We start from the raw sequence: 21576 nt of genomic DNA, 5'->3' as shown, positions 1-21576 counted from the left end.
CGCGGGAGGGTGTATGACAACTGACGATCACGGCAAGGGCGACAATGGTCTCGGCGGGGGTGACGCCGCTGCCACGGGGGCGAAAGCCCGGCTCGAGGCCAATCTCGCCCGGATCGAGGCGCTGACCCAGCGCCTGGTCGGGGCGATGGGGCAGGGGCGGCAGGTGCCCAAGAACCTGCAGGGCCCGAGCCACGACCTCTACGTCAAGGCCGCCGGCACCTACTGGGCCGAGATGATGCGCGACCCGGCCAAGCTGATGGAGCATCAACTCGGCTATTGGGGCCAGACGCTCAAGCATTACGTCGAGGCGCAGCAACAGATGATCCCCGGCACCGCGCCGACGGCCGATGGCCCGAAGGACCGCCGCTTCGCCAACCCGCTCTGGGACACCAACCCCTGGTTCAGCTTCATCAAGAACCAGTACCTGACCAATGCCGAGGCCGTGCGGCAGGCGGTGAACTCGATCGAGGGACTGTCGGATCGCGAGAAAAAGCGGCTCGACTACTTCGCGACGCAGATCGTCGACATGTTCAGCCCCACGAACTTCCTCGCCACCAATCCCGACGCGCTGCAAAAGGCGCTCGAGACCGAGGGGCAGAGCCTGATCGACGGGCTCGAGAACCTGGTGCGCGACCTCGAGTCGAATGGCGGCGACCTCGTCGTCACCCTGGCCGATGGCGACGCCTTCCGGGTCGGTGAGAACCTCGCCACCACGCCGGGCGAGGTGGTGTTTCGGAACCATCTGTTCGAGCTGATCCAGTACGCACCCACCACCGAGGACGTGCACGAGACGCCGGTGGTGCTGTTCCCGCCCTGGATCAACAAGTACTACATCCTCGACCTGAAGCCGCAGAACAGCCTGATCCGCCACGTGGTCGAGCAGGGCCACACGCTCTTCGTGGTCAGCTGGATCAACCCCGACCCGAGCTATGCCGAGATCGGCATGACCGATTACGTCGAGGACGGCTACATCCGCGCGATCGAGACGGTGAAGGAGATCTGCGGCACCAAGACGGTCAATGCCGTCGGCTACTGCATCGCCGGGACGACGCTGGCGCTGACCCTGTCGGTGCTCAAGGCGCGCAAGGACAAGTCGGTCAACTCCGCCACCTTCTTCACCACGCTCACCGATTTCTCGGACCAGGGTGAGGTGGGCGTGTTCCTCGACGACGATTTCGTCGACGGGATCGAGGCCGAGGCGCGGGCCGCCGGGGTGCTCGACAAGTTCTACATGTCGCGCACCTTCTCGTTCCTCAGGGCGCGCGACCTGATCTACCAGCCTGCGATCCGCAGCTACATGATGGGCGAGGCGCCGCCCGCTTTCGATCTGCTCTACTGGAACGGCGACGGGACCAACCTGCCTGCGCGCATGGCGGTCGAGTACCTGCGCGGGCTGTGCCAGGAGGACCGCTTTGCACGGGACGGGTTCGAGGTGGCCGGGCATCTGGCGAAACTGTCGGAGGTCAGCGTGCCGGTCTTTGCCGTGGGCTGCGAGAGCGACCATATCGCAGCCTGGGACTCGAGCTGGCGCGGCGTGAAGAAGATGGGCGCCAAGGACAAAACCTTCGTGCTGTCGGGTTCGGGCCATATCGCCGGTATCGTCAATCCGCCCGCGAAGAAGAAATACGGCTACTGGACCAACGCGGCCGACGCGACGACGCCGGAGGAATGGCGCGCCGCCGCGACCCGGCACGAGGGGTCGTGGTGGCCGCTCTGGACCGAATGGCTGAAGCCCCGCGCGGGCGAGCTGGTGCCGGCCCGCGAGCCCGGCTCCAAGGCGCATCCGCCGCTTGGCCCGGCGCCCGGCCGCTATGTTCTCGGGGGTCGACTCGCTGCCGAGTGAAGGGCGTGTGGGTGAAGCCTGCCCCTAGGGAAATTTTTTGCTGCACCGCAGAATAATGACTTGAAATGCTGCGGTGCAGCATGCATATTCCCCTTACGAGTTCGATAGAGCGGGGCCTTGGAGCTGCCGCAGCGACCAGAAAGGGACCTCAAATGGCCAACACCCAAGACTTCACCTCGATCTTCAAAGACATGATGGGCTCCTTCCCCGTCGACACCAAGAACATGGAAGAGATGTTCAAGAACCAGAGCACGCTCGCCGAGAAGCTGTCGGCCGCCAACTTGGAAGCCGCCCAGAAGTCGACCGAGCTGTCGGCGAAGTGGGCCCAGGACACGCTCGCCAAGTTCGGCGAAGTGACCCGCGCCAAGTCCGAGCCGGCCGACTACGCCAAGTCGATGAGCGACTTCCTCTCCGCTTCGGCCGAAGCCACCTCTGAGCACATGGCCGCCTTCGCCGAGATCGCCAAGAAGCTGCAGACCGAGACCCTCGAGCTGATGCTTTCGGCCGGCAAGGACCTGAGCGACGACATGACCAACGCCGCCAAGAAGGCCGGTGCCGACGCCCAGGCCGCGACCCGCAAGGCCTCTGCCCAGACCGCGCAGGCTGCCTCTAAGTAAGCCGCACCGCGGCGATCCTCCCTCGCCGCGAAGGGCGGGCTGCCAAGCGCAGCCCGCCCTTTCTTTTTGTGAAACACCATCCTAGGCTTTGCTGCAGCGCATCATGCCTTGGGGGGAACCGAGATGGCCGAGACCACGAAACCGCTTCTGATCAAGCGCTATGCCAGCCGCCGGCTCTACAACACCGAGACCAGCGACTACGTCACGCTCGAGGATATCGCAGGCTTCATTCGCGCGGGCCGCGAGGTGCAGATCGTCGACCTCAAATCCGGTGACGACCTGACCCGGCAATACCTGCTGCAAATCATCGCCGAGCACGAAAGCCGCGGCGAGAGCGTGTTGCCCGTCGACGTGCTGACCGACCTCGTGCGCAGCTACACGAGCCAGGCCAGTTCGGTGGTGCCGCAATTCCTCGCCGCCTCTTTCGAGATGCTGCGCGATGGGCAGTCGAAGATGATGGAGAACATGACCAAGGTGTCGCCGATGGGGCAGATGCCCGGCTTCGACGCGATGCGCGCGCAGCAGGCCGCCTTCTTCAAGGCGATGACCGGCGGCATGATGGGCTCCACCGGTCCCAAGCCGGAGCGCGAGGAGGACAATCTCGACGACATCAAGAAGCAGCTCGCAGAGCTTCAGTCCAAGCTGGCGCGGATGAGCAAGTAACGCCGACCTCGGCGCTCTCGTCCGTTACGATTTCGGGGGAATGGTGAGGCGCGGGCATGTCCCGCGCCTCCTTGTCTTCCGACCTAGGTCAGGTGACTTCGGCGAACACCTTGTCCAGCGCCGCTTCGAGCTTGGCGAACATCTCGTCCATCTGGCCCTCGGTGAGGATGAAGGGCGGGCAGAGCACGATCGACTGGCCCAGCGGCCGGCAGATCAGCCCTTGATCGGTGCAGGCATTGGCGATCCGCTCGCTGACCGAGAGGTGCCCTTCGAACGGCGTCTTCGTGGCCTTGTCCGCGACCGCCTCCAGCGCGCCCATGAAACCACGTCCGCGCCATTCGCCGATATGCGGATGCTCGGCGAGCCGCGCCATACCGGCCTCGAAGCGCGGCGTCAGGCGCTTCACATTGTCTGCCAGCCCCTCATTCATCACCACGTCGATCGCCTTGAGCGCGATGGCGCAGCCCACCGGGTGCCCCGATGCGGTGAAGCCGTGCGGGAACTCCTCGATCTTCTCGGCGGCGCGGCCCATCCGGTCCGACAGCTCCGGCCCGAGGATCACCGCGCCCATCGGGAAGAAGCCCGCGGTCAGGTTCTTGGACGAGATGATGGCGTCGGGCATGAAGTCGTAGGTCTCGCAACCCCAGGTGTTGCCGGTGCGACCGAAGCCGGTGATCACCTCGTCCGAGATGATCGGGATGCCATGGCGACGCAGGATCGGCTCGATCGCTTGGAAGTAGCCCGCGCTGGGTGGGATCACCCCGCCCGCACCCATTACCGGCTCGGCAAAGAAGCCGGCGATGGTCTCGGCGCCCTCGCACGCGATGGTCTCCTCGAGCTCGTCGGCCATGCGCTGCGTGAACTGCGCCTCGCTCTCGCCATCGCGCCCCTCGCGCCAGTAATGCGGGCAGGAGAGGTGGATGAATCCCTCGAAGGGCAGGCCGAAGACGGAATTGTAGGGTTTGCCGGTCATCGAAGCCGAGACCGCCGTGACGCCGTGATAGGCGTTCTTGCGGGTCAGGATCTTGCGTCGCTGCGGCTGGCCCTCGCTGGCCCAGAGGAACCACAGCATCTTGACCATGGTGTCGTTCGCCTCGGAACCGGAGTTGGTGTAGAACACCTTGGCGCTCTCGAAGGGCGAAACCTCCGACAGCTTCTCCGACAGCATCACCGTCTGGTCCGACATCCGCCCGAAGAAGGCGTGGTAGCCGGGAAACCGCGCGTATTGGGCCTGTGCCGCTTCGATCATGCCGGGATGGTCGAAACCGGCCACCATGTTCCAGAGCCCCGAATTTGCGTCGAGATAGCGACGCCCTTCGGTGTCGACGATGTAGGGCCCCTCGCCATGGGTCACCACGATGGTGCCGCGTTCGGCCACCGTGGGCAGGTCGGTGAAACCGTAGAAGGAATGCGCCGCCGCGCGGGCGCCCCAGCTGTTCGGGCCGTGTTGGGTCATCTTGCTCTCCTGCGTCTTGCAGCGGAGCCTAGACGCGGGCTCGACGCGCCGCAATCGGGACGACGGGCGACGCGGGGGCAGGGCCGGCCACGAAAAAGGGGCCGGCGTTTCCGCCGGCCCCCTCGGGTTCCGAAGTCCTGGTGCTTACTCGCGATTGCCGAAGAGCTGCAGCAGGAACATGAACATGTTGATGAAGTCGAGGTAGAGCTGCAGCGCGCCCATGATGGCGGCCTTGCCCAGCCACTCGGCGTCGCCATGCGCGGCATGGCTGACATAGACGTTCTTGATGTTCTGCGTGTCATAGGCCGTCAGGCCCGCGAAGATCAGAACGCCCAGCACCGAGATCGCGAAGGCGACCGCCGAGGAGGCGAGGAAGATGTTCACGATCGAGGCGACGATCAGGCCGATCACGCCCATGATCAGGAAGGTGCCGAAGCCCGACAGGTCCTTCTTGGTGGTGTAGCCGTAAAGCGACAGCCCCGCGAAGGCGATCGCCGTGATCAGGAAGACCTGCACGATCGACACGCCGGTGAAGACGAGGAAGATCGAGCTGAGCGACAGGCCCATCACCGCGGCGAAGGCGTAGAACACGGTCTGGGCGGTGGCCGCGGACATCCGGTTCATGCCGGCCGAGAAGCCGAAGACAAAGAGCAGCGGCGCGAACATGATCAGCCATTTCAGCGGCGAGGCATAGATCGCGGCGCCGAAATTGGTCAGGTACTTGCCGGCGCCGATCTGCGCGGCGGCGAGCGAGGGGTCGGTGGTGGTGGCCAGCCCCGCAATCGCCCAGGCGGCGGCGGCGGTGATCACCATGCCCACGGACATCGTGCCGTAGACCTTGTTCATGTGGGCGCGCAGGCCCTCGTCGATCCGAGCGGTGCGGGCTCCGGCCGTCGCACGGATCGTGTTGAATTCAGCCATAGAGACCTCCGTTCAGAAAGCAGTTCAGTCGCTGTCCGATATTGGGGATCGGCCCGCTCTTTTCAAGTGTGTCGGAGCGGCTCGCCCCTCGCTCTGTGACGCTTTCGGGCGCGTTTGGAGAGCCGGAAAATCAACGCCGCTCGTTACGTTGCGTCGTGTTCGTTTTTAAAGCGATATTCTTACCGGGAGGAGAAGACCGGCACGCTAGCGGCAATCCGCCCGCACAACCCGAATGGCGTTGCAATTCATGAAGTTGCGATACAATCCTGACCTTCCGGACAGGTGACGCCCTGCGGATGCCCCGATTTCTGATCTAAAAGCAATGATGACCGATGCAACCAAAACGTGTCTTAATGGATATATACTGACGGGCAGTTCTTGCTCGAACATTAATCGACTTGGGAGCGTCGCTATCCGGGAGGAGGGCGCCCGAAGGTAGGAAGGCCGGCATTATGAAGCATCCAGTAGACGTCCATGTTGGCAAGCGTATTCGCCACCGGAGGTGGATGAACGGCACCACCCAGCAGCAGCTTGCCGAAAAAGTCGGCATCAAGTTTCAGCAGATCCAGAAATATGAAACCGGCATGAACCGGGTCAGCGCCTCCCGGCTGTGGGACATCGCACACGCGCTCGGTGTGCCGGTCTCCTTCTTCTTCGAGGGCATGGAAGCGGCCCAGCCCGAGGCCGGCCCCGGCGACATGCCCGGCGACGTGATGGCGGATCGCGAGGCGCTGGAACTGCTCCGCTCCTATTATGCGATCCCCGAGCAGCAGCGCCGTCGGTTGTTCGATCTCGCCCGCGTGCTGAGCGACGCCGCCTGAAAGCCCCGATCCGAGGGTGAGCCCCCGGCTTGACCGGGGCGACACCTGCGCGCTACCGCCGGTGCCGGGCGGGATGCTCCGTCCGGGCTCGACGGAGACATCATGACCGGCACGCTTACCCCCGATCTGCAGCGCGACCTCGCGGCCACCGCCCATGCGCTGGCCGACGCGGCCCGCCCCGAGGCGCTGCGCCATTTCCGCACCCAGATCGCGTCCGAGAACAAGCTCGAAACCGGCTTCGACCCGGTTACCGAGGCCGATCGGGCCGCCGAGCGTGCGATGCGCGCGGTTCTGGCCGAGCGCCGCCCCGATGACGCGATCCTGGGCGAGGAATACGGCCACAGCGCCGGGACCAGCGGCCTGACTTGGGTGCTCGACCCGATCGACGGTACCCGCGCCTATATCGCCGGCACGCCCACTTGGGGCGTGTTGATCGCGGTGAACGACGCCGAGGGGCCGGTCCATGGGCTGATCGATCAACCCTATATCGGCGAACGCTTCGAAGGCGGTTTCGGCGCGGCGCGGCTGGCCGGCCCCCGGGGTGAAACCCCGCTTGCCACCCGTGCCCCGCGTCCCTTGGCCGAGGCGATCGTGATGACGACCTTTCCGGAAGTGGGCAGCCCCGCCGAGCGGGCAGGGTTCGAGGCGGTAAGCCAGGCCGTCCGGCTGACCCGCTATGGCATGGATTGCTACGCCTATGCGTTGGTGGCGCTGGGTCAGGTCGATCTGGTGATCGAGGCCGGGCTCAACAGCTACGACATCTGTGCGCCGATCGCGGTGATCGAGGCGGCCGGCGGCATCGTCACCGATTGGGAGGGCGGCCCGGCGCATGGCGGCGGTCGCGTAATCGCCGCCGCCAACAGCCGGATCCATGCCGAGGCGCTGGAACTGCTGCGGGGGCGCTAGCCCTTCATCCGCCGCCCGGCGACATAGGTCGCCGCGACCGCCCGGTCGTCGCCCATCATGATGGTCGGGAACAACGCCTCCCAGATGTCGGAGGCCACCGCGCTGCGCTGCGCGATGCCCGGCGTTGAGGCGAGGTCGAGCACGATCATGTCGGCCATGGCGCCAGGCGCCAGCCGGCCGATCTCGCCTTCGGCATGCAGCACCTTCGCCGATCCTTCGGTGGCCAGCCAGAGGAGCTGCGCCGGATGGATCGGGTTCCGCTTGAGTTGGCCGATCTCGTAGACGGCGCCCATCACCCGCAGCATCGAGAACGACGAGCCGCCGCCGGTATCCGAGGCCAGCCCGATCCGCTGCCCCTCGGCCACCCGTGCGGCCATGTCGAACAGGCCGGAGCCGATGAAGGTGTTCGAGGTCGGGCAGTGCACCAGCCCCGCGCCGGTCTCGCGCAGCCGGTCGGCCTCGCGCGGCTCAAGGTGGATCGCGTGGCCGTAGAGTCCACGTTCGCCCAGCAGCCCATGCGCCTCGTAAGTGTCGAGATAGTCGCGCGCTTGCGGGTAGAGGCCCTTGACCCATTCGATCTCATCGACCTGCTCGGAAAGATGGGTCTGCATCAGGCAGGAGGGGTTCTCGCCCCAGAGTGCGCCCAGCGCCCCGAGTTGCTCGGGCGTCGAGGTGGGCGAGAAGCGCGGCGTGATGACATAGGTCGCGCGGCCCTGGCCGTGCCAGCGTTCGAGCAGCGCCTTGCTGTCGTCATAAGCACTTTGCGCCGTGTCGCTGAGGTAATCGGGGGCGTGGCGGTCCATGCAGGTCTTGCCCGCGAAGCCCGCCATGCCGCGCGCCTGCGCGGCCTCGAAGAAGGCGTCGACGCTGCCGGGATGAATGGTGCAGAAGCTGGTCAGCGTGGTGGTGCCATGCGCCAGTGCCAGATCGAGCGTGCGACCCGCGATCTCGTCGGCATAGGCCCGGTCGGCGAACTTGCCTTCCTCGGGAAAGGTATAGCTGTTGAGCCAGTCGATCAGCCGCTTGCCCCAGCTCGCGATCATCGCGGTCTGCGGGTAATGCATGTGCGCGTCGACGAAGCCGGGCAGGATCAGGCCGTCACCGTGATCCTCGACAATCGCCTCGGGATGCGCGGCGCGCAGCGCGTCGGCCTCACCGGTGGCCGCGACGCGTCCGCCCTCGACCAGCACCGCGCCGCGGCTCGAATGGGTGGCGGCGACGGGGCCCTCGATGAAAGGATCGCCGGTGAAGCTCAGGGTCTGCCCGAGATGCAATGTCTTTGTCATGTGCCAACGATAGGAGCGCCGCGCGCGCAGGTAAATCGGCCAAGCGGGCCGCGCTCCGGTTGCCGTGGCGCGAACAATCACTATGGTCCGCGCAAACACCGGGAGACGCCATGAACGACCAGATCGAGAGCCCGGAGCTGGAGACCGAGGAGGACGATTTCGGCCTGCCGGCACGGCTCTTCGACGAGGTGCTCGACGCGGTCGAGGCAGGCGACGCGGCGCGGCTCGACGCGCTGCTCGATCCGCTGCACCCGGCCGACGTCGCCGACCTTCTCGAACAGATCGATGGCCGCGACCGTCGCGCGCTGCTCGCACTGTGGAAGGGCGGGATGGACGGAGAGATCCTGTCCGAGCTCGACGACAATCTGCGCGAGGAGATCATCCAGAGCCTCGCGCCGACCGAGCTGGCCGAGGCGGTGCGCGAGCTCGAATCCGACGACGTGGTCGATCTCGTCGAGTATCTCGACGAGGACCAGCAGGCGGCCGTGCTCGACGCGCTGGCCGCCACCGACCGGATCGCGGTCGAGAAGGCGCTCGCCTATCCGGAGGAATCCGCCGGCCGACTGATGCAGGTCGAGGTGGTGCGCGCGCCCGAGCACTGGACCGTGGGCGAGGCGATCGACTTCCTGCGCCGCTCGGAGACGCTGCCGGACCAGTTCTACCATGTCATGTTGGTCGATCCGCGCATGAAGCCGGTGGGCTACGTGCAGATCGGCAGGCTCCTGTCCAAGCCGCGGGCCACGCCGTTGCGCGACATCACCGAGGAGAGCTTCCGCACCTTCCATGTCGAGGATGACGAGGGCGCGGTCGCCTATGCCTTCAACCAGTACCACCTGATCTCGGCCCCGGTGGTCGATGACGACGACCGATTGGTCGGGGTCATCACCATCGACGACGCGATGAACGTGCTCGACGAGGAGCACGAGGAGGACATCCTGCGCCTCGCCGGCGTCGGCGGCGAAAGCGAGCTGTCGGATTCGGTGCGCGAGACGACCAAGCAGCGTCTGCCGTGGCTCGCGGTGAACCTCGGCACGGCGATCATCGCCTCGCTCGTGATCTCGCTCTTCGAGGAGACCATCGCCGGGCTGGTGGCACTCGCCGTCCTCATGCCGATCGTCGCCTCGATGGGCGGCAATGCGGGTACACAGTCGCTCACCGTCGCGGTGCGGGCCATCGCGACGCGCGACCTCACCACGTCGAACGTCTGGCGGGTGATCCGCCGCGAGGTGGCGGTGGGGCTGATCAACGGCCTAGCCTTCGCGCTGGTCATGGGCGTGGTCGGCCTGCTGTGGTTCGGGTCGCCGATGCTCGGCGCGGTGATCGCCGTCGCCATGGTCATCAACCTCGTCGTGGCCGGGCTGTCAGGGGTGGTGGTGCCGGTGGTGCTCGATCGGTTCGGGATCGACCCGGCGCTGGCCTCGGGCACCTTCGTGACCACGGTGACCGACGTGGTGGGCTTCTTCGCCTTCCTCGGCCTCGCCTCGGTGATCCTGCTGTGAGCGATCTGGCGGCGCGCAAGCGGGCGGCGCGCGAGGCGGCCTTCGCGCGTCGCGCCGCGGCCCATCGCGTCGAGGGGCCGCAGGCGGTGCATCTCGCACGATGGTTGCGCGCGCATCCGGGGCTCGACGTCGCGGGATACATGCCGATGCGCACCGAGATCGACCCGCTGCCCGCCATGGCGGTGGCCGCCGAGACGGCGCGCGTCGGCGTGCCGGTGATCGACGGGCCGGGACTGCCGCTGCGGTTTCGCGAATGGCGGCCGGGCTGCGCGCTCGAGCCGGGCCGCTTCGGCGCGCAGGTGCCGGTTTCGGGTGACTGGATCGAGCCGCGAATCGTCATCGTGCCGCTGGTGGCCTTCGACCGTCAGGGGCACCGGCTGGGCTATGGGGGCGGCTTCTACGACCGGACTCTGGCGCGGCTGCGCGCGCTTGGATCGGTGACGGCGGTCGGTTTCGCCTTCGCGGCGCAGGAGGCCGTGGAAATTCCGATCGAGCCGACCGACCAGCCGCTGGACCTGATCGTGACCGAAACCGGGATCGTCGTTCTGGGCTGAATGCGGCCGGGGAACGGGCGTTCCGAAGGCAGGCACGGCCACGGATCGGGCGGTCCGACAGGGGGCGCCGGAGACGCTGCGGCGCGCCGCAACGCTGCGCTTGCCCTTTACGGATGCCCCCCCTAACACCTGCGGAATGAGAATATTATTCCTTGGCGATGTGATGGGGCGTGGCGGACGACAGGCGGTGGCCGAGCGCCTGCCGAACCTGCGTCGCGACTGGCGGCTCGATTTCGTGGTGGTCAATGGCGAGAACGCCACCGGTGGGCGGGGCCTGTCGCCGGAGCATGCCAAGGGCATCCTTGAGGCCGGCGCGGACGTCATCACGCTGGGCGATCATGCCTTCGACCAGAAGGAGATGATGCGCTTTTGCGAGACCGAGCCGCGCATCATCCGTCCCCTGAACTACTCGAAATCCGCGCCCGGCACCGGCGCGCGGGTGTTCGAGGCGACGCGCGGCCGCAAGGTGCTGGTGGCGCAGGTGCTGGGGCAGGTCTTCATGAGCCGCCCCTATGACGATCCGTTCTCGGCGCTCGACCCGGTGCTGCGGGCGCATCCGCCCGGCGGCGCGGTCGCGGCGAGCCTGATCGACATCCATTGCGAGGCGACGAGCGAGAAGATGGGCGTCGGCCATTACTGCGATGGCCGCGCGAGCGTCGTGGTCGGCACCCATACCCACGTGCCCACCGCCGATGTGCAGATCCTTCCGCGCGGCACCGCCTTTCAGTCGGATGCCGGGATGTGCGGCGATTACGACAGCGTCATCGGCATGCAGAAGGATGAGCCGCTCAGGCGCTTCGTCACTGGCATGCCGGGCGGACGCTTCACCCCGGCGATGCAGGAGGTCACGCTGGCCGGTCTCTACGTGGAGACCGACGACCGGACTGGCCTCGCCACCCGGGTCGAGATGGTCCGTCAGGGGGGGCGGCTGTCTCAGTGCGGACCCGCGGCAGCAACCGCGGGGCAGTAGAGTTCCGGCCACATCCGTGGTCGTAGAAAGGTTCTGAAATGTTCGGAATTTCCCTGTCGCCGGACGCCGAGGCCATCGCGGCGATGTTGATCGTGCTGGCGATGTTCCTCGCCTTCCTGCGCGAGTTCTACCCGGTCGAAGTGGTGGCGATCACCGGGGCCGTGCTGATGCTGGTGCTGGGCATCCTGCCCGAATCCACCGCGATCAGCATCTTTGCCAACCCCGCGCCCTGGACCATCGCCGCGCTTTTCGTCGTGGTCGGGGCGCTGGTGCGCACCGGCGCGCTCGACTGGCTCTCGGCCCAAGCCGCCCGCCATGTCGAACAGCGGCCCAAGACGACGCTGATCACGCTGACCTTCACCGTGCTGGCAATGTCGGCCTTCATCAACAACACGCCGATCGTCGTGGTGATGATCCCGATCTTCGTGAAGCTGTCGGGGCAGATGGGGCATCAGCCGTCAAAGCTGCTGATCCCGCTCAGCTACTTCGCGATCTTCGGCGGCATGCTGACGCTGATCGGCACCTCGACCAACCTGCTGGTCGACGGCGTTGTGCAGGCCACCGGGATGAAGCCCTTCGGTATCTTCGAGATCACCGGGCCGGGGCTGATCATGGCGGCCGTGGCGGTCACCTATCTCGGGCTGTTCGGGCGCAAGTTGCTGCCAGACCGCGACTCGATGGCCGGGCTGCTGTCGAACAAGTCGAAGATGCGTTTCTTCACCGAAGCGGTGATCCCGCCCGACAGCAACCTGATCGGCCGCGAGGTCACCGACGTGCAGCTGTTCAAGCGCGACGGCGTGCGGCTGATCGACGTGGTACGCGGCGACGCCTCGCTGCGGCGCGACCTCACCGGCGTCACGCTGCAGGTCGGCGACCGGGTGGTGCTGCGGACCGCGATGACCGAGCTGCTCTCGCTGCAGGCCAACAAGAGCCTGCGCCGCGTCGACCAGGTCTCGGCGGTCGAGACCACCACGGTCGAAGTGCTGATCACCCCCGACTGCCGGATGGTCGGGCGCAAGCTGGGCGATCTGCGACTGCGCCGTCGCTACGGCGTCTATACGCTGGCGGTGCATCGCCGCGACCGCAACATCGGCCGCCAGATCGATGATCTCGTGGTTCGGATCGGCGATACGCTGCTGCTCGAGGGCGCGATGGCCGACATCCAGCGTCTCGCCACGGACATGAACCTCGTCAACGTCGCCCAGCCGACCGAGCGGGCCTACCGGCGCAGCCACGCGCCGATCGTGCTCGCCGTTCTGTTCGGCATCGTCGGGCTGTCGGCGATCGGTGTCGCCAACATCGCGGTGATGAGCTTTCTCGGCGTCGCGGTGGTGCTGCTGACGCGGTGCATCGACGCCGATGAGGCCTTCGGCTTCATCGACGGAAGGCTGTTGGCGCTGATCTTCGGGATGCTGGCGGTGGGAGCGGGGCTCGACCATTCCGGCGCGGTGGCGCTCCTGGTCGAGTGGCTGACGCCGGTGCTGCAGCACATGCCGAGTTGGGCGCTGGTGCTGGTCGTCTACCTGCTGGCCTCGGTGCTGACCGAGATCGTGTCCAACAACGCGGTGGCGGTGATCCTCACCCCGGTGGCGATCGGTCTGGGGCAGGCGCTGGGCGTCGATCCGCGGCCGCTGGTGGTGGCGGTGATGTTCGGCGCGAGCGCCAGCTTCGCCACGCCGATCGGCTACCAGACCAACACGCTGGTCTATGGTCCCGGCGGCTACAAGTTCACCGACTTCCTTCGGATCGGCGTGCCGCTCAACGTGTTGACGGCGCTGACCGCGGCGATCGTGATCCCGCTGTTCTTTCCGCTGTGACGCTGCGCTTGCCCCCTTCGAGGGGGCTGGCATATAGAGACCCGGTTCTCGCATTCACGACAGGAGCCCCGCCATGGCCGGCCATTCCAAATGGGCCAACATCCAGCACCGCAAGGGGCGGCAGGACGCCGCGCGCTCCAAGCTGTTCTCGAAGCTCTCCAAGGAGATCACCGTCGCCGCCAAGATGGGCGACCCCGATCCCGACAAGAACCCGCGCCTGCGCATGGCGGTTAAGGAGGCCAAGTCGGTCTCGGTTCCCAAGGACGTGATCGACCGCGCCATCAAGAAGTCCCAGGGCGGCGACGCGGAGAGCTATGATGAGATCCGCTACGAGGGCTACGGCCCCGGCGGCGTCGCCGTCATCGTCGAGGCGATGACCGACAACCGCAACCGGACCGCCTCGAACGTGCGCTCGACCTTCGGCAAGAGCGGCGGCAATCTGGGCGAGACCGGCTCGGTCTCCTTCATGTTCGATCGCAAGGGCGAGATTTTCTACAAGCCCGAGGTCGGCGACGCCGACACGGTGATGATGGCCGCGATCGAGGCCGGCGCCGAGGATGTCGAAAGCGACGAGGACGGCCACTGGATCTATTGCGCTGACACCGATCTCAACGAGGTCGCGACGGCGCTCGAGGCCTCGCTCGGCGAGAGCGAGACCACCAAGCTGATCTGGAAGCCGCAGAACCGCACGCCGCTCGGCGCCGAGGAATTCGCGAAGCTGATGAAGCTGGTCGAGACGCTCGAAGATGACGACGACGTGCAGACCGTCACCACCAATGTCGACGCTTCCGACGAGGTGATGCAGGCCTATGCCGAAGGCTAAGGCCTAGGGCTCACGTTGACAGAAACGACCGCGACGCCGGGGACCCAGATGGGTCTCCGGCGTTTTTCGTCAGAGCGCCGCGAGGATCGGCCAGAGCGTGGCGACCAGCAGCGCCGCCATCGTGACGTTGAAGATCCTGAGACGGCGGGGCTGCGACAGCAGGCGCCGCAGCGAAGTCCCGAGCACGATCCATAGCCCGGCCGAGACCGTGCCCATCACGGCGAAGACCGCCACCACCAGCGCCACACCCCAGAGCCCGGCATCCCCGACATAGGCGCTGGTTGCCGTCACCGACATCGCCCAGGCCTTGGGGTTCACCCATTGGAACGCCGCTGCCTGAATGAAGGTGAGGGGACGACCTTCGGTCTCGGGCGCGTCGGCCGATTTCGGCGCCGCCGTGGCGATCTTCCAGGCCAGCCAGAGCAGGAAGCCGATCGAGGCGATCCGCAGCACGGTGGTCAGCGCCGGCCACAGCTCGAAGACCCGTGCAAGTCCGAGGCCTACGAGTCCGGCCATGGCGGCGAAGCCCAGCGCCACGCCCGCCATGTGCGGCACCGAGCGGCGCAGCCCGAAATTGGCGCCCGAGGCCATCAGCATGAAGTTGTTCGGCCCCGGCGTGAACAGGGTCACGAGGGCGAAGCCCATCAGGGCGGGCAGGAGCGCGAGCGAGGTCATGCCGTCAATCTGCACGCGTCGGGGAGAATGGAAAGTCCCAAAACGAGAAACGGCGACGCCCAGGGAGGAGGAGGGGCGCCGCCGTCTGTTCCGGTCCGCGGGTCCTCAGGGAGGAGGAGGAGAACCCGTGTCCGTCTCTGTCGACCGGCGGAGCCAGGGAGGAGGAGGGCCCGGCCGGTCCATGCAACGGATGCCTGTATGGGAGGAGGGGCATCCGTATCCTGTGCGACCGGCGGGGTCAGGGAGGAGGAGGACCCCGCCGGTCTGATGCGCGCCGTTCCAGGGAGGAGGAGGGAACGGCCCGTATTCGAATGTCTGCGAGCGGCGGGGCAGGGAGGAGGAGAGCCCCGCCGCTCAGATCCACGAGGCACCCAGGGAGGAGGAGGGGCACCGCGCGTCTCGGTCGACCGGCGAGGGCCAGGGAGGAGGAGGGCCCGGCCGGTCTGATCTACGTGCGCACCCCAGGGAGGAGGAGGGGGCGGCCCGTATTCGAATTCCTGCGAGCGACGGGGCAGGGAGGAGGGAGCCCCGCCGCTCTTTGGTCCGCGTGCGCTCCAAGGGAGGAGGAGAAGCGCCCGTGGTGTGCGACCGGCGAGGGCCAGGGAGGAGGAGGGCCCGGCCGGTCTGATCTACGCGCGCGCCCCAGGGAGGAGGAGGGAGCGGCCCGTATCTCGGTGTTCGTCAAGGCGACGGCATCAGGGAGGAGGAGATGCCGTCGCCTCGTTGCGGATCGCCCAGGGAGGAGGAGGGGCGATGCCGCGGCTCGCGACCGGTTCAGGGAGGAGGAGGAACCGGTCGGGAAGCGGGAATCTTACTTGGCCTCGGAGGCCTCGATCGCCACGCGCTTGATCATCGAGCGGCTCAGGCCGAGATCGGCGAGGTCACGGTCGCTCAGCGCCTGCAGCTCGTTGTAGGTCGCGCGATAGATCTTGTTCTTCGCCACACGGTCGGCCAGAGTGGCGCGGAAGGCGGCGATGCGCTGGCCCAGGCCAGCGCTGCGGGTTTCGGTCGTGTATGCCATGTCGCATACCTCTTTCATTCAGGGCCCGTTCGGGGCCGGTCTCTACTGCTCTGGTCGATCCCAGATTTGCGGGACCGGTCGTCGAAGCCGCCGTATTGCGTCTTCGAGGATCAAAATAGGCTCATGCTGCGGATGCACAATCCCTCGCATCGGCAATGCTGCTATGCAGCGAATGCATGGTAAAAGTTTCATGAAAACATGGGCTTCCCTAGGGGAATTGTGGCTTTTCTGGGGCTGCTTGCGCTTTGGGCGGCAAAGCGCGAGTCTTGCGCGGCGATCGGGCAGGGGCCTGACGAAACACAAGGAATTGGACCCGAGATGACAGTGACCCGCGACCAGATCCTCGATGAACTGCGCCGCATCGGCCTTCCCGGCGGCGGCGATCCGGTGTCGCGCGACATGGTGCGGGCGCTGGGAATAGATGGGGGGCGGGTGCGTTTCGTACTCGAGGCGCCCGATGCCGCGACCGCGCGCGACTTGGAGCCGGTGCGCCGCGCCGCCGAATCCGTGGTGGCGGCGCTGCACGGGGTCGAGTCGGTCAGCGTCGTGCTGACCGCCCATGGGCCAGCCGCCCCCGCCGCGCGTCCTGCCGGCGAGGCGCCCTCGCTGAAGATCGGCCGCCATCCCACGCCGCAGGCGCCGGGCCAGAGCGGTCCGCAGCGGGTGGCGGGCATCGACCGGATCCTCGCGGTCGGGTCGGGCAAGGGCGGGGTCGGGAAATCGACCGTGGCCTCGAACCTCGCCGTGGCGCTGGCCCGGGAGGGGCGGCGCGTCGGCCTGCTCGACGCCGACATCTACGGCCCCTCGCAGCCGCGCATGATGGGTGTGTCCAAGCGCCCGGGCTCGCCGGACGGCAAGACGATCGAGCCGCTGGTCGCCCATGGCGTCACGATGATGTCGATCGGGTTGATGCTCGATCCCGACAAGGCGGTGGTCTGGCGCGGGCCGATGCTGATGGGCGCGCTGCAGCAGCTGATCGGCCAAGTCGCCTGGGGCGAGCTCGACGTGCTGATCGTCGATCTGCCGCCGGGTACCGGCGACGTGCAGCTGACCTTGTGCCAGCGCACCCACCTGACCGGCGCTCTGGTCGTCTCGACCCCGCAGGATGTCGCCCTGCTCGATGCGCGCAAGGCGATCGACATGTTCAACACCCTCAAGACGCCGGTGCTCGGGCTGATCGAGAACATGTCTCTTTATATATGTCCCGAATGCGGCCACGAGGCGCATATATTCGGCCATGGCGGCGTGGGTCGCGAGGCCGAGCGGATCGGGGTGCCGCTGTTGGGCAGCCTGCCAATCGATCTCGACACCCGGCTTGCCGGGGATTCGGGCCGCCCGGTCGCGGTCGGCGAAGGGCCGATGGCCGATGCCTATCTCCAGATCGCCCGCGGTCTCGTCGCGGGCGGAATGGCCTGAACAATCGCGGGGTGGGATCCGATGGAATCCCGCTCCGGCGCGTCCCGGGAATTCCTGGGACGCTCGTTTCATTCCCGAATCGTGACAATCGATTCGACTAGTTGGAACGGCTTACCCCCGGCCTTATCCACAACCGGTGGAACTTTTCCCTGATTTCGACGTTCTGATGGTGAAGTCGGGCCCGCACCTTGTGCGGTCTCTTTCGGGTGGGTTCGGGAAATGGTGGCCCCACCTCACCTTCATCACATCCCCATATATTGATGAGTCTCGCTCCTCGCCTCTAGATGGTGTGTTCATGGGGTGACCGAATCGTGACAATGGCGGTGCGGTTGAGAAACAACACTCCCGACAAGCGCCAATTTGGCCCGGAAATTTGTTGCCTCCCATGAATTCCCATGGCATCCCTATGGCCAAGGAAACGGTGGACAGACGGACTAGGGGCACCCAAGACCCCATCGGCAAAATAGAGCAGGTTCATACAGGCAACCCGCTGTTTTCTAACAAGAGATCCGGCGCGCGAGCGAGCAGACATCCCCCCAGGTGGCGCGCGCGATCGGACATCCCGGAAACGGGACGATGCGGCGGATCGAGCAGTGGCAGCAGCTCGATCCGCCGTTTTCGTATCACGGGTCTGACGACCTGGGCGGGCAGGAACGAGGGTCGCGGACAGCGTGCTGGGGTTTACCGGAGAGTATCCGCAGAAGATCGACGGGAAAGGGCGCATGTCCATCCCGGCTGACTTCCGCCGCGTGCTCGAGGCCGGTGACCCGGACTGGACCGAAGGACTTTCTCCCAAGCTTTACTTGCAGTTCGGCGATCATCTTAAAGACAATCTGCGGGTCTATTCGGTCGAGGAATTCGACCGTATCGCCGCGCAGATCCGCGCCATGCCCGCAGGCTCCAAGCAAAAGCAGATGGTGAGCCGGCTCTATCTCGGCCAGTCGATGAAGCTCGAGGTCGACCGCGACGGCCGCATCGTCATGCCGATCCGCCAGCGCCGCAAGCTGGGACTGGAGCAGGGCGAGGTCTTGTTCATGGGCGTGGGCGACTATTTCGAGATCTGGAAGGCCGATACCTTCGAGCAGACCGTGGGCCAGGAGGTCACCGACTGGCTCGAAGAGCAGCCCGAAGGTTTCGATCCGCTGAGCCTGGTAGAGGGGCTCTGAGCCTATGACCGACGCGCCGCATATCCCGGTCCTGCTGCGTCCGCTGATCGCCGCGCTGGCGCCGATCGAGGGCGTCTGGCTGGACGGCACCTTTGGGGCCGGTGGCTATACCCGGGCGCTCCTGGACGCGGGGGCCGACAAGGTCTTCGCGGTGGACCGCGATCCCTCGACCTTCGAAATGGCCCAAGCCTGGGCCGGGAAGTATGGCGACCGGCTGCAGATGCGCGAGGGGCGGTTCTCGCAGCTCGACGCGCTGGCGGGCGAGCCGCTCGACGGCGTCGTGCTCGATCTGGGCGTGTCCTCGATGCAGATCGATCAGGCCGAGCGGGGGTTCTCCTTCCAGAAAGACGGCCCGCTCGACATGCGCATGGGGCGCGACGGCCCCTCCGCCGCCGATCTGGTCAACGAGGCCGACGAGGCGCATCTGGCTCGCATCCTGTTCCTCTATGGCGAGGAGCGGCAGAGCCGCCGCATCGCTCGCGCGATCATCGCGGCGCGCCCTGTCACGACGACGCTGCAGCTCGCCGAGATCGTGAAATCCTGCCTGCCGCGTCAGAAGCCGGGTCAGAGCCACCCCGCCACGCGCAGCTTCCAGGCGCTCAGGATTGCGGTGAACGAAGAGTATGACGAGCTGTTCGAGGGCCTCGCCGCCGCCGAGCGCGCGCTCAAGCCCGGTGGTCTCCTGGGCGTGGTGACCTTCCACTCGGTCGAGGACCGGATGGTCAAGCGCTTCATGCAGCTGCGATCCGGCGCCACCGGCAACGCCAACCGCTTCGCCCCGGAGGTCGAGGGCCCGCCGCCGGCCTTCGAGCTGGTGGGGCGCAAGGCGGTGGCCGCCGATGATGATGAACTCGCCGTCAATCCGCGTGCCCGCTCGGCGCGGCTCAGGATCGCGCGGCGCACCGATGCCCCGGCGGGCCGGGCCGAACCGGCCGCGCTGGGAATGCCCGTTCTGGACAAGGGGGAGAAACGCCGATGAGGGGCGTGATCTACGTGTTTTCGGCCTTGGCCGTCGTCGCTCTGGGGTTCTGGGCCTACCAGGAGAACTACGCCACGCAGCAATCTCTGCGTGAGGTTCGGCAGCTCTACGCCAAGATCGGCGCGGCGCATGCGCGGCTGGGCATGCTCAACGCCGAATGGGCCTATCTCAACCGTCCCGACCGGCTGCGCGATCTCGCCGACCTGAACTTCGACCGGCTCGGCCTGCTTCCGTTGCGCCCGGAGGCCTTCGGTCATGTCCAGCAGGTCGGCTTCCCGCCCGAGATGCTGCCGCCGATCATGAACCCGGTCGAGGTGTCCTCGGCCTTCATGAACACCGACGAGGAACCGCTGTGATCCGACGGCCGCTGCGCCCGCTGGCGCGTATCCTCAAGGCCCGCGAACGCGGCGAGAATCCGGACGCGATCGAACGCGAAAACCTCCGGCTCCGTCACGAGGAAGTCCGCGACCGGGCGAGGAGCCGCGCCGAAGGACGCCTCCTGGTGATGGGCGGTTTTTTCCTGCTGGCCTTCGGCGCGATCGGCGTGAAGATGGCCGGCATGGCCGGCGCCCCCGCCGAAGAGCCGCGCGCCTCGGCCTCGGGCAACCCGATCATCGCCCAGCGCGCCGACATCATCGACCGCGAGGGCCGGATCCTCGCCACCAATCTCGACACCTACGCCCTCTACGCCCAGCCGCCACAGATGATCGACCCGGTCCGCTCGGCGGCCGAGCTGGTGCGGATCTTCCCCGAGTTGGACGAGCAGGAACTGCTCGAGGACTTCACCGGTCCCCGCAAGTTCATGTGGATCCGCAAGCAGATCAGCCCCGAGCAGCGGCAGGCGGTGCATGACATAGGCGATCCCGGCCTGCTGTTCGGCCCGCGCGAAATGCGGATCTATCCCAACGGGCCGATCGCGTCGCATATCCTCGGTGGTGCGAGCTACGGTCGCGAGGGCGTCTCCTCGGCCGAAGTGATCGGCGTGGCCGGGGTGGAGCGTCGATTCGATGCCTACCTGCGCGACCCGGCCAACGAAGGCGCGCCGCTTCGGTTGTCCCTGGACCTCACCGTGCAGTCTGCGGTGGAGGAGGTGCTGCTGGGCGGCATGAATCTGCTCAACGCCCGTGGCGCGGCCGCCGTGTTGATGGAGGCCAAGACCGGCGAGATCGTCGCCATGGCCAGCCTGCCGGACTTCGACCCGAACAACCGGCCCCGGCCGCTGACCAAGGGCTCGCCCGCCGACAGCCCGTTGTTCAATCGCATGGTGCAGGGCGTCTACGAGCTTGGCTCGGTCTTCAAGATCTTCGCTGTCGCGCAGGGTCTCGAGATGGGGCTGATCCAGCCCTCGACCATGATCGACACCAAGGGCCCCATGACTTGGGGCCGGTTCCGAATCCGCGATTTCCACGATTACGGCCCGCAGCTCTCGGCCACAGACGTGATCGTCGAAAGCTCCAACATCGGCACCTCGCGCATCGCGCTGATGTTCGGCGCTGAGAAGCAGAAGGAATTCCTCGGCAAGCTCGGCATGCTCGAGCCTACGGCAGTCGAGATGATCGAGGCGCCGACCGGCAAGCCCCTGCTGCCCGCCCAGTGGTCGGAGATCTCGACCATGACGATCTCCTATGGCCACGGCCTCTCGGTCACGCCGCTGCACCTCGCCGCGGGTTACGCGACGCTGGCAAATGGCGGTCTCAAGGTCACGCCGACGCTGCTGCACAAGGCGAACCGGGCCCCCGGCGAGCGGGTGGTGAGCGAGCAGACCGCCGCCGCCACCCGTGCCATGCTACGCGCCGTGGTGAGCCGCGGCACCGCGAGCCTCGGCGATGTCGACGGCTACGAGGTCGGTGGCAAGACCGGCACCGCCGACAAGCCCAAGGAAAACGGCGGTGGCTATTACAAGGACAAGGTGATCTCCACCTTCGCCGGCATGTTCCCGGCCTCCGATCCGAAATACGTCTTCGTCGTGACCTTCGACGAGCCCGTGGAAACCACCGGTTCGATCCCGCGCCGCACCGCCGGCTGGACGGCCGTTCCTGTGGCCGCCGAGATGATCCGGCGGACCGCGCCGCTGCTGGGTGTCAGGCCGCAGGTTGAAGGTGCGCCCTTCGAGGGTATATCGCTCGCTGCGAACTAGGCTGCG

20 protein-coding genes are annotated in these 21576 nt (G+C 66.7%); 15 read left to right on the top strand and 5 right to left on the bottom strand.

Annotation, left to right across the window (positions count from 1 at the left end):
- Positions 1-13 precede the first annotated feature (13 nt).
- The 3 genes from phaC to phaR all read left to right on the top strand — a co-directional run bounded on the left by phaC (position 14) and on the right by phaR (position 3123).
- Entirely contained in the window at positions 14-1843 is a 1830-nt protein-coding gene (phaC, locus tag T8T21_RS06810) for a class I poly(R)-hydroxyalkanoic acid synthase (protein WP_322337298.1), read from the top strand.
- 152 nt (positions 1844-1995) lie between these two features.
- Entirely contained in the window at positions 1996-2460 is a 465-nt protein-coding gene (locus T8T21_RS06805; protein WP_183474132.1) for a phasin family protein, read from the top strand.
- Positions 2461-2583: 123 nt separating this feature from the next.
- Entirely contained in the window at positions 2584-3123 is a 540-nt protein-coding gene (gene phaR / locus T8T21_RS06800; protein WP_183474135.1) for a polyhydroxyalkanoate synthesis repressor PhaR, read from the top strand.
- An 88-nt stretch (positions 3124-3211) separates the two neighbouring features.
- Here the strand turns inward: phaR and T8T21_RS06795 are convergent, their stop codons facing one another.
- Positions 3212-4579 (bottom strand): aminotransferase, encoded by a 1368-nt coding sequence (locus T8T21_RS06795; RefSeq protein WP_322337297.1) that lies wholly within the window; start codon positions 4577-4579, stop codon positions 3212-3214.
- A 144-nt stretch (positions 4580-4723) separates the two neighbouring features.
- The gene (locus tag T8T21_RS06790) at positions 4724-5500 is read right to left on the bottom strand and encodes a Bax inhibitor-1/YccA family protein (RefSeq protein ID WP_183474141.1); all 777 of its coding nucleotides are present in this window, start codon (positions 5498-5500) and stop codon (positions 4724-4726) included.
- A 452-nt stretch (positions 5501-5952) separates the two neighbouring features.
- Between T8T21_RS06790 and T8T21_RS06785 the strand changes: the two genes are divergently transcribed.
- Positions 5953-6321: a helix-turn-helix domain-containing protein gene (locus T8T21_RS06785; RefSeq protein WP_183474144.1), complete on the top strand. Its 369-nt coding sequence runs from the start codon at positions 5953-5955 to the stop codon at positions 6319-6321.
- 102 nt (positions 6322-6423) lie between these two features.
- Positions 6424-7227, top strand: coding sequence for a histidinol-phosphatase (hisN, locus tag T8T21_RS06780; RefSeq protein WP_322337296.1), 804 nt, complete (start codon positions 6424-6426; stop codon positions 7225-7227).
- Here the strand turns inward: hisN and guaD are convergent.
- Positions 7224-8513 carry a guanine deaminase gene (guaD, locus tag T8T21_RS06775; protein ID WP_322337295.1) on the bottom strand — a complete coding sequence of 430 codons (1290 nt, stop codon included), beginning with the start codon at positions 8511-8513 and terminating at the stop codon, positions 7224-7226. The genes hisN and guaD overlap by 4 nt on opposite strands.
- A gap of 110 nt (positions 8514-8623) precedes the next feature.
- On the opposite strand from guaD, the gene mgtE reads away from it, so the two are divergent.
- From mgtE to T8T21_RS06750, 5 genes are all read left to right on the top strand, one after another.
- Positions 8624-10012: a magnesium transporter gene (mgtE, locus tag T8T21_RS06770; protein ID WP_322337294.1), complete on the top strand. Its 1389-nt coding sequence runs from the start codon at positions 8624-8626 to the stop codon at positions 10010-10012.
- Positions 10009-10566: a 5-formyltetrahydrofolate cyclo-ligase gene (locus T8T21_RS06765; RefSeq protein WP_322337293.1), complete on the top strand. Its 558-nt coding sequence runs from the start codon at positions 10009-10011 to the stop codon at positions 10564-10566. The genes mgtE and T8T21_RS06765 overlap by 4 nt, the downstream gene beginning before the upstream one ends.
- 136 nt (positions 10567-10702) lie before the next feature.
- Positions 10703-11536 carry a TIGR00282 family metallophosphoesterase gene (locus tag T8T21_RS06760; RefSeq protein ID WP_183474159.1) on the top strand — a complete coding sequence of 278 codons (834 nt, stop codon included), beginning with the start codon at positions 10703-10705 and terminating at the stop codon, positions 11534-11536.
- 38 nt (positions 11537-11574) lie between these two features.
- Positions 11575-13353 carry an SLC13 family permease gene (locus T8T21_RS06755; RefSeq protein ID WP_183474162.1) on the top strand — a complete coding sequence of 593 codons (1779 nt, stop codon included), beginning with the start codon at positions 11575-11577 and terminating at the stop codon, positions 13351-13353.
- A gap of 73 nt (positions 13354-13426) precedes the next feature.
- Entirely contained in the window at positions 13427-14176 is a 750-nt protein-coding gene (locus T8T21_RS06750; RefSeq protein WP_322337292.1) for a YebC/PmpR family DNA-binding transcriptional regulator, read from the top strand.
- Between the two features lie 69 nt (positions 14177-14245).
- Here T8T21_RS06750 and T8T21_RS06745 read toward each other — a convergent pair whose 3' ends face one another.
- Complete coding sequence (locus T8T21_RS06745) at positions 14246-14851, bottom strand: LysE family translocator (protein WP_322337291.1); 606 nt, start codon at positions 14849-14851, stop codon at positions 14246-14248.
- 811 nt (positions 14852-15662) lie between these two features.
- Positions 15663-15872 (bottom strand): DUF1127 domain-containing protein, encoded by a 210-nt coding sequence (locus T8T21_RS06740; protein ID WP_183474171.1) that lies wholly within the window; start codon positions 15870-15872, stop codon positions 15663-15665.
- Between the two features lie 318 nt (positions 15873-16190).
- Here T8T21_RS06740 and T8T21_RS06735 point away from each other — a divergent pair, with 318 nt between their 5' ends.
- The 5 genes from T8T21_RS06735 to T8T21_RS06715 all read left to right on the top strand — a co-directional run bounded on the left by T8T21_RS06735 (position 16191) and on the right by T8T21_RS06715 (position 21570).
- Positions 16191-17288 carry an Mrp/NBP35 family ATP-binding protein gene (locus T8T21_RS06735; protein WP_322337290.1) on the top strand — a complete coding sequence of 366 codons (1098 nt, stop codon included), beginning with the start codon at positions 16191-16193 and terminating at the stop codon, positions 17286-17288.
- 671 nt (positions 17289-17959) lie between these two features.
- On the top strand, positions 17960-18454 hold the full coding sequence (locus T8T21_RS06730) for a division/cell wall cluster transcriptional repressor MraZ (protein ID WP_085894713.1): 495 nt from the start codon (positions 17960-17962) through the stop codon (positions 18452-18454).
- A gap of 4 nt (positions 18455-18458) precedes the next feature.
- A complete protein-coding gene (gene rsmH / locus T8T21_RS06725; RefSeq protein ID WP_322337289.1) occupies positions 18459-19433 on the top strand; it encodes a 16S rRNA (cytosine(1402)-N(4))-methyltransferase RsmH in 975 nt (324 codons plus the stop codon).
- Positions 19430-19789, top strand: a complete 360-nt coding sequence (ftsL, locus tag T8T21_RS06720) for a cell division protein FtsL (RefSeq protein ID WP_183474183.1) — start codon at positions 19430-19432, stop codon at positions 19787-19789. The genes rsmH and ftsL overlap by 4 nt, the downstream gene beginning before the upstream one ends.
- Positions 19786-21570, top strand: coding sequence for a peptidoglycan D,D-transpeptidase FtsI family protein (locus tag T8T21_RS06715; protein ID WP_183474186.1), 1785 nt, complete (start codon positions 19786-19788; stop codon positions 21568-21570). The genes ftsL and T8T21_RS06715 overlap by 4 nt, the downstream gene beginning before the upstream one ends.
- Positions 21571-21576 lie beyond the last annotated feature (6 nt).

This window comes from Limimaricola variabilis, from assembly GCF_034371605.1.
GTDB classification, from domain to species: Bacteria; Pseudomonadota; Alphaproteobacteria; order Rhodobacterales; family Rhodobacteraceae; genus Limimaricola; species Limimaricola variabilis.
The sequence above is the reverse complement of the archived record's forward strand: the minus strand, read 5'-3'. Positions and strand labels throughout refer to the sequence as shown.

Bases quoted from the DNA above. Each gene is read 5' to 3' on its own strand.
- T8T21_RS06735 (WP_322337290.1), top strand. From the start codon at position 16,191: ATGACAGTGACCCGCGACCAGATCCTCGATGAACTGCGCCGCATCGGC.
- ftsL (WP_183474183.1), top strand. From the start codon at position 19,430: ATGAGGGGCGTGATCTACGTGTTTTCGGCCTTGGCCGTCGTCGCTCTG.
- T8T21_RS06760 (WP_183474159.1), top strand. From the start codon at position 10,703: ATGAGAATATTATTCCTTGGCGATGTGATGGGGCGTGGCGGACGACAG.
- phaR (WP_183474135.1), top strand. From the start codon at position 2,584: ATGGCCGAGACCACGAAACCGCTTCTGATCAAGCGCTATGCCAGCCGC.
- rsmH (WP_322337289.1), top strand. From the start codon at position 18,459: ATGACCGACGCGCCGCATATCCCGGTCCTGCTGCGTCCGCTGATCGCC.
- T8T21_RS06755 (WP_183474162.1), top strand. From the start codon at position 11,575: ATGTTCGGAATTTCCCTGTCGCCGGACGCCGAGGCCATCGCGGCGATG.
- T8T21_RS06745 (WP_322337291.1), bottom strand. From the start codon at position 14,851: ATGACCTCGCTCGCGCTCCTGCCCGCCCTGATGGGCTTCGCCCTCGTG.
- hisN (WP_322337296.1), top strand. From the start codon at position 6,424: ATGACCGGCACGCTTACCCCCGATCTGCAGCGCGACCTCGCGGCCACC.
- phaC (WP_322337298.1), top strand. From the start codon at position 14: ATGACAACTGACGATCACGGCAAGGGCGACAATGGTCTCGGCGGGGGT.
- T8T21_RS06795 (WP_322337297.1), bottom strand. From the start codon at position 4,579: ATGACCCAACACGGCCCGAACAGCTGGGGCGCCCGCGCGGCGGCGCAT.
- T8T21_RS06790 (WP_183474141.1), bottom strand. From the start codon at position 5,500: ATGGCTGAATTCAACACGATCCGTGCGACGGCCGGAGCCCGCACCGCT.
- guaD (WP_322337295.1), bottom strand. From the start codon at position 8,513: ATGACAAAGACATTGCATCTCGGGCAGACCCTGAGCTTCACCGGCGAT.
- T8T21_RS06785 (WP_183474144.1), top strand. From the start codon at position 5,953: ATGAAGCATCCAGTAGACGTCCATGTTGGCAAGCGTATTCGCCACCGG.
- T8T21_RS06740 (WP_183474171.1), bottom strand. From the start codon at position 15,872: ATGGCATACACGACCGAAACCCGCAGCGCTGGCCTGGGCCAGCGCATC.
- T8T21_RS06750 (WP_322337292.1), top strand. From the start codon at position 13,427: ATGGCCGGCCATTCCAAATGGGCCAACATCCAGCACCGCAAGGGGCGG.
- T8T21_RS06805 (WP_183474132.1), top strand. From the start codon at position 1,996: ATGGCCAACACCCAAGACTTCACCTCGATCTTCAAAGACATGATGGGC.
- mgtE (WP_322337294.1), top strand. From the start codon at position 8,624: ATGAACGACCAGATCGAGAGCCCGGAGCTGGAGACCGAGGAGGACGAT.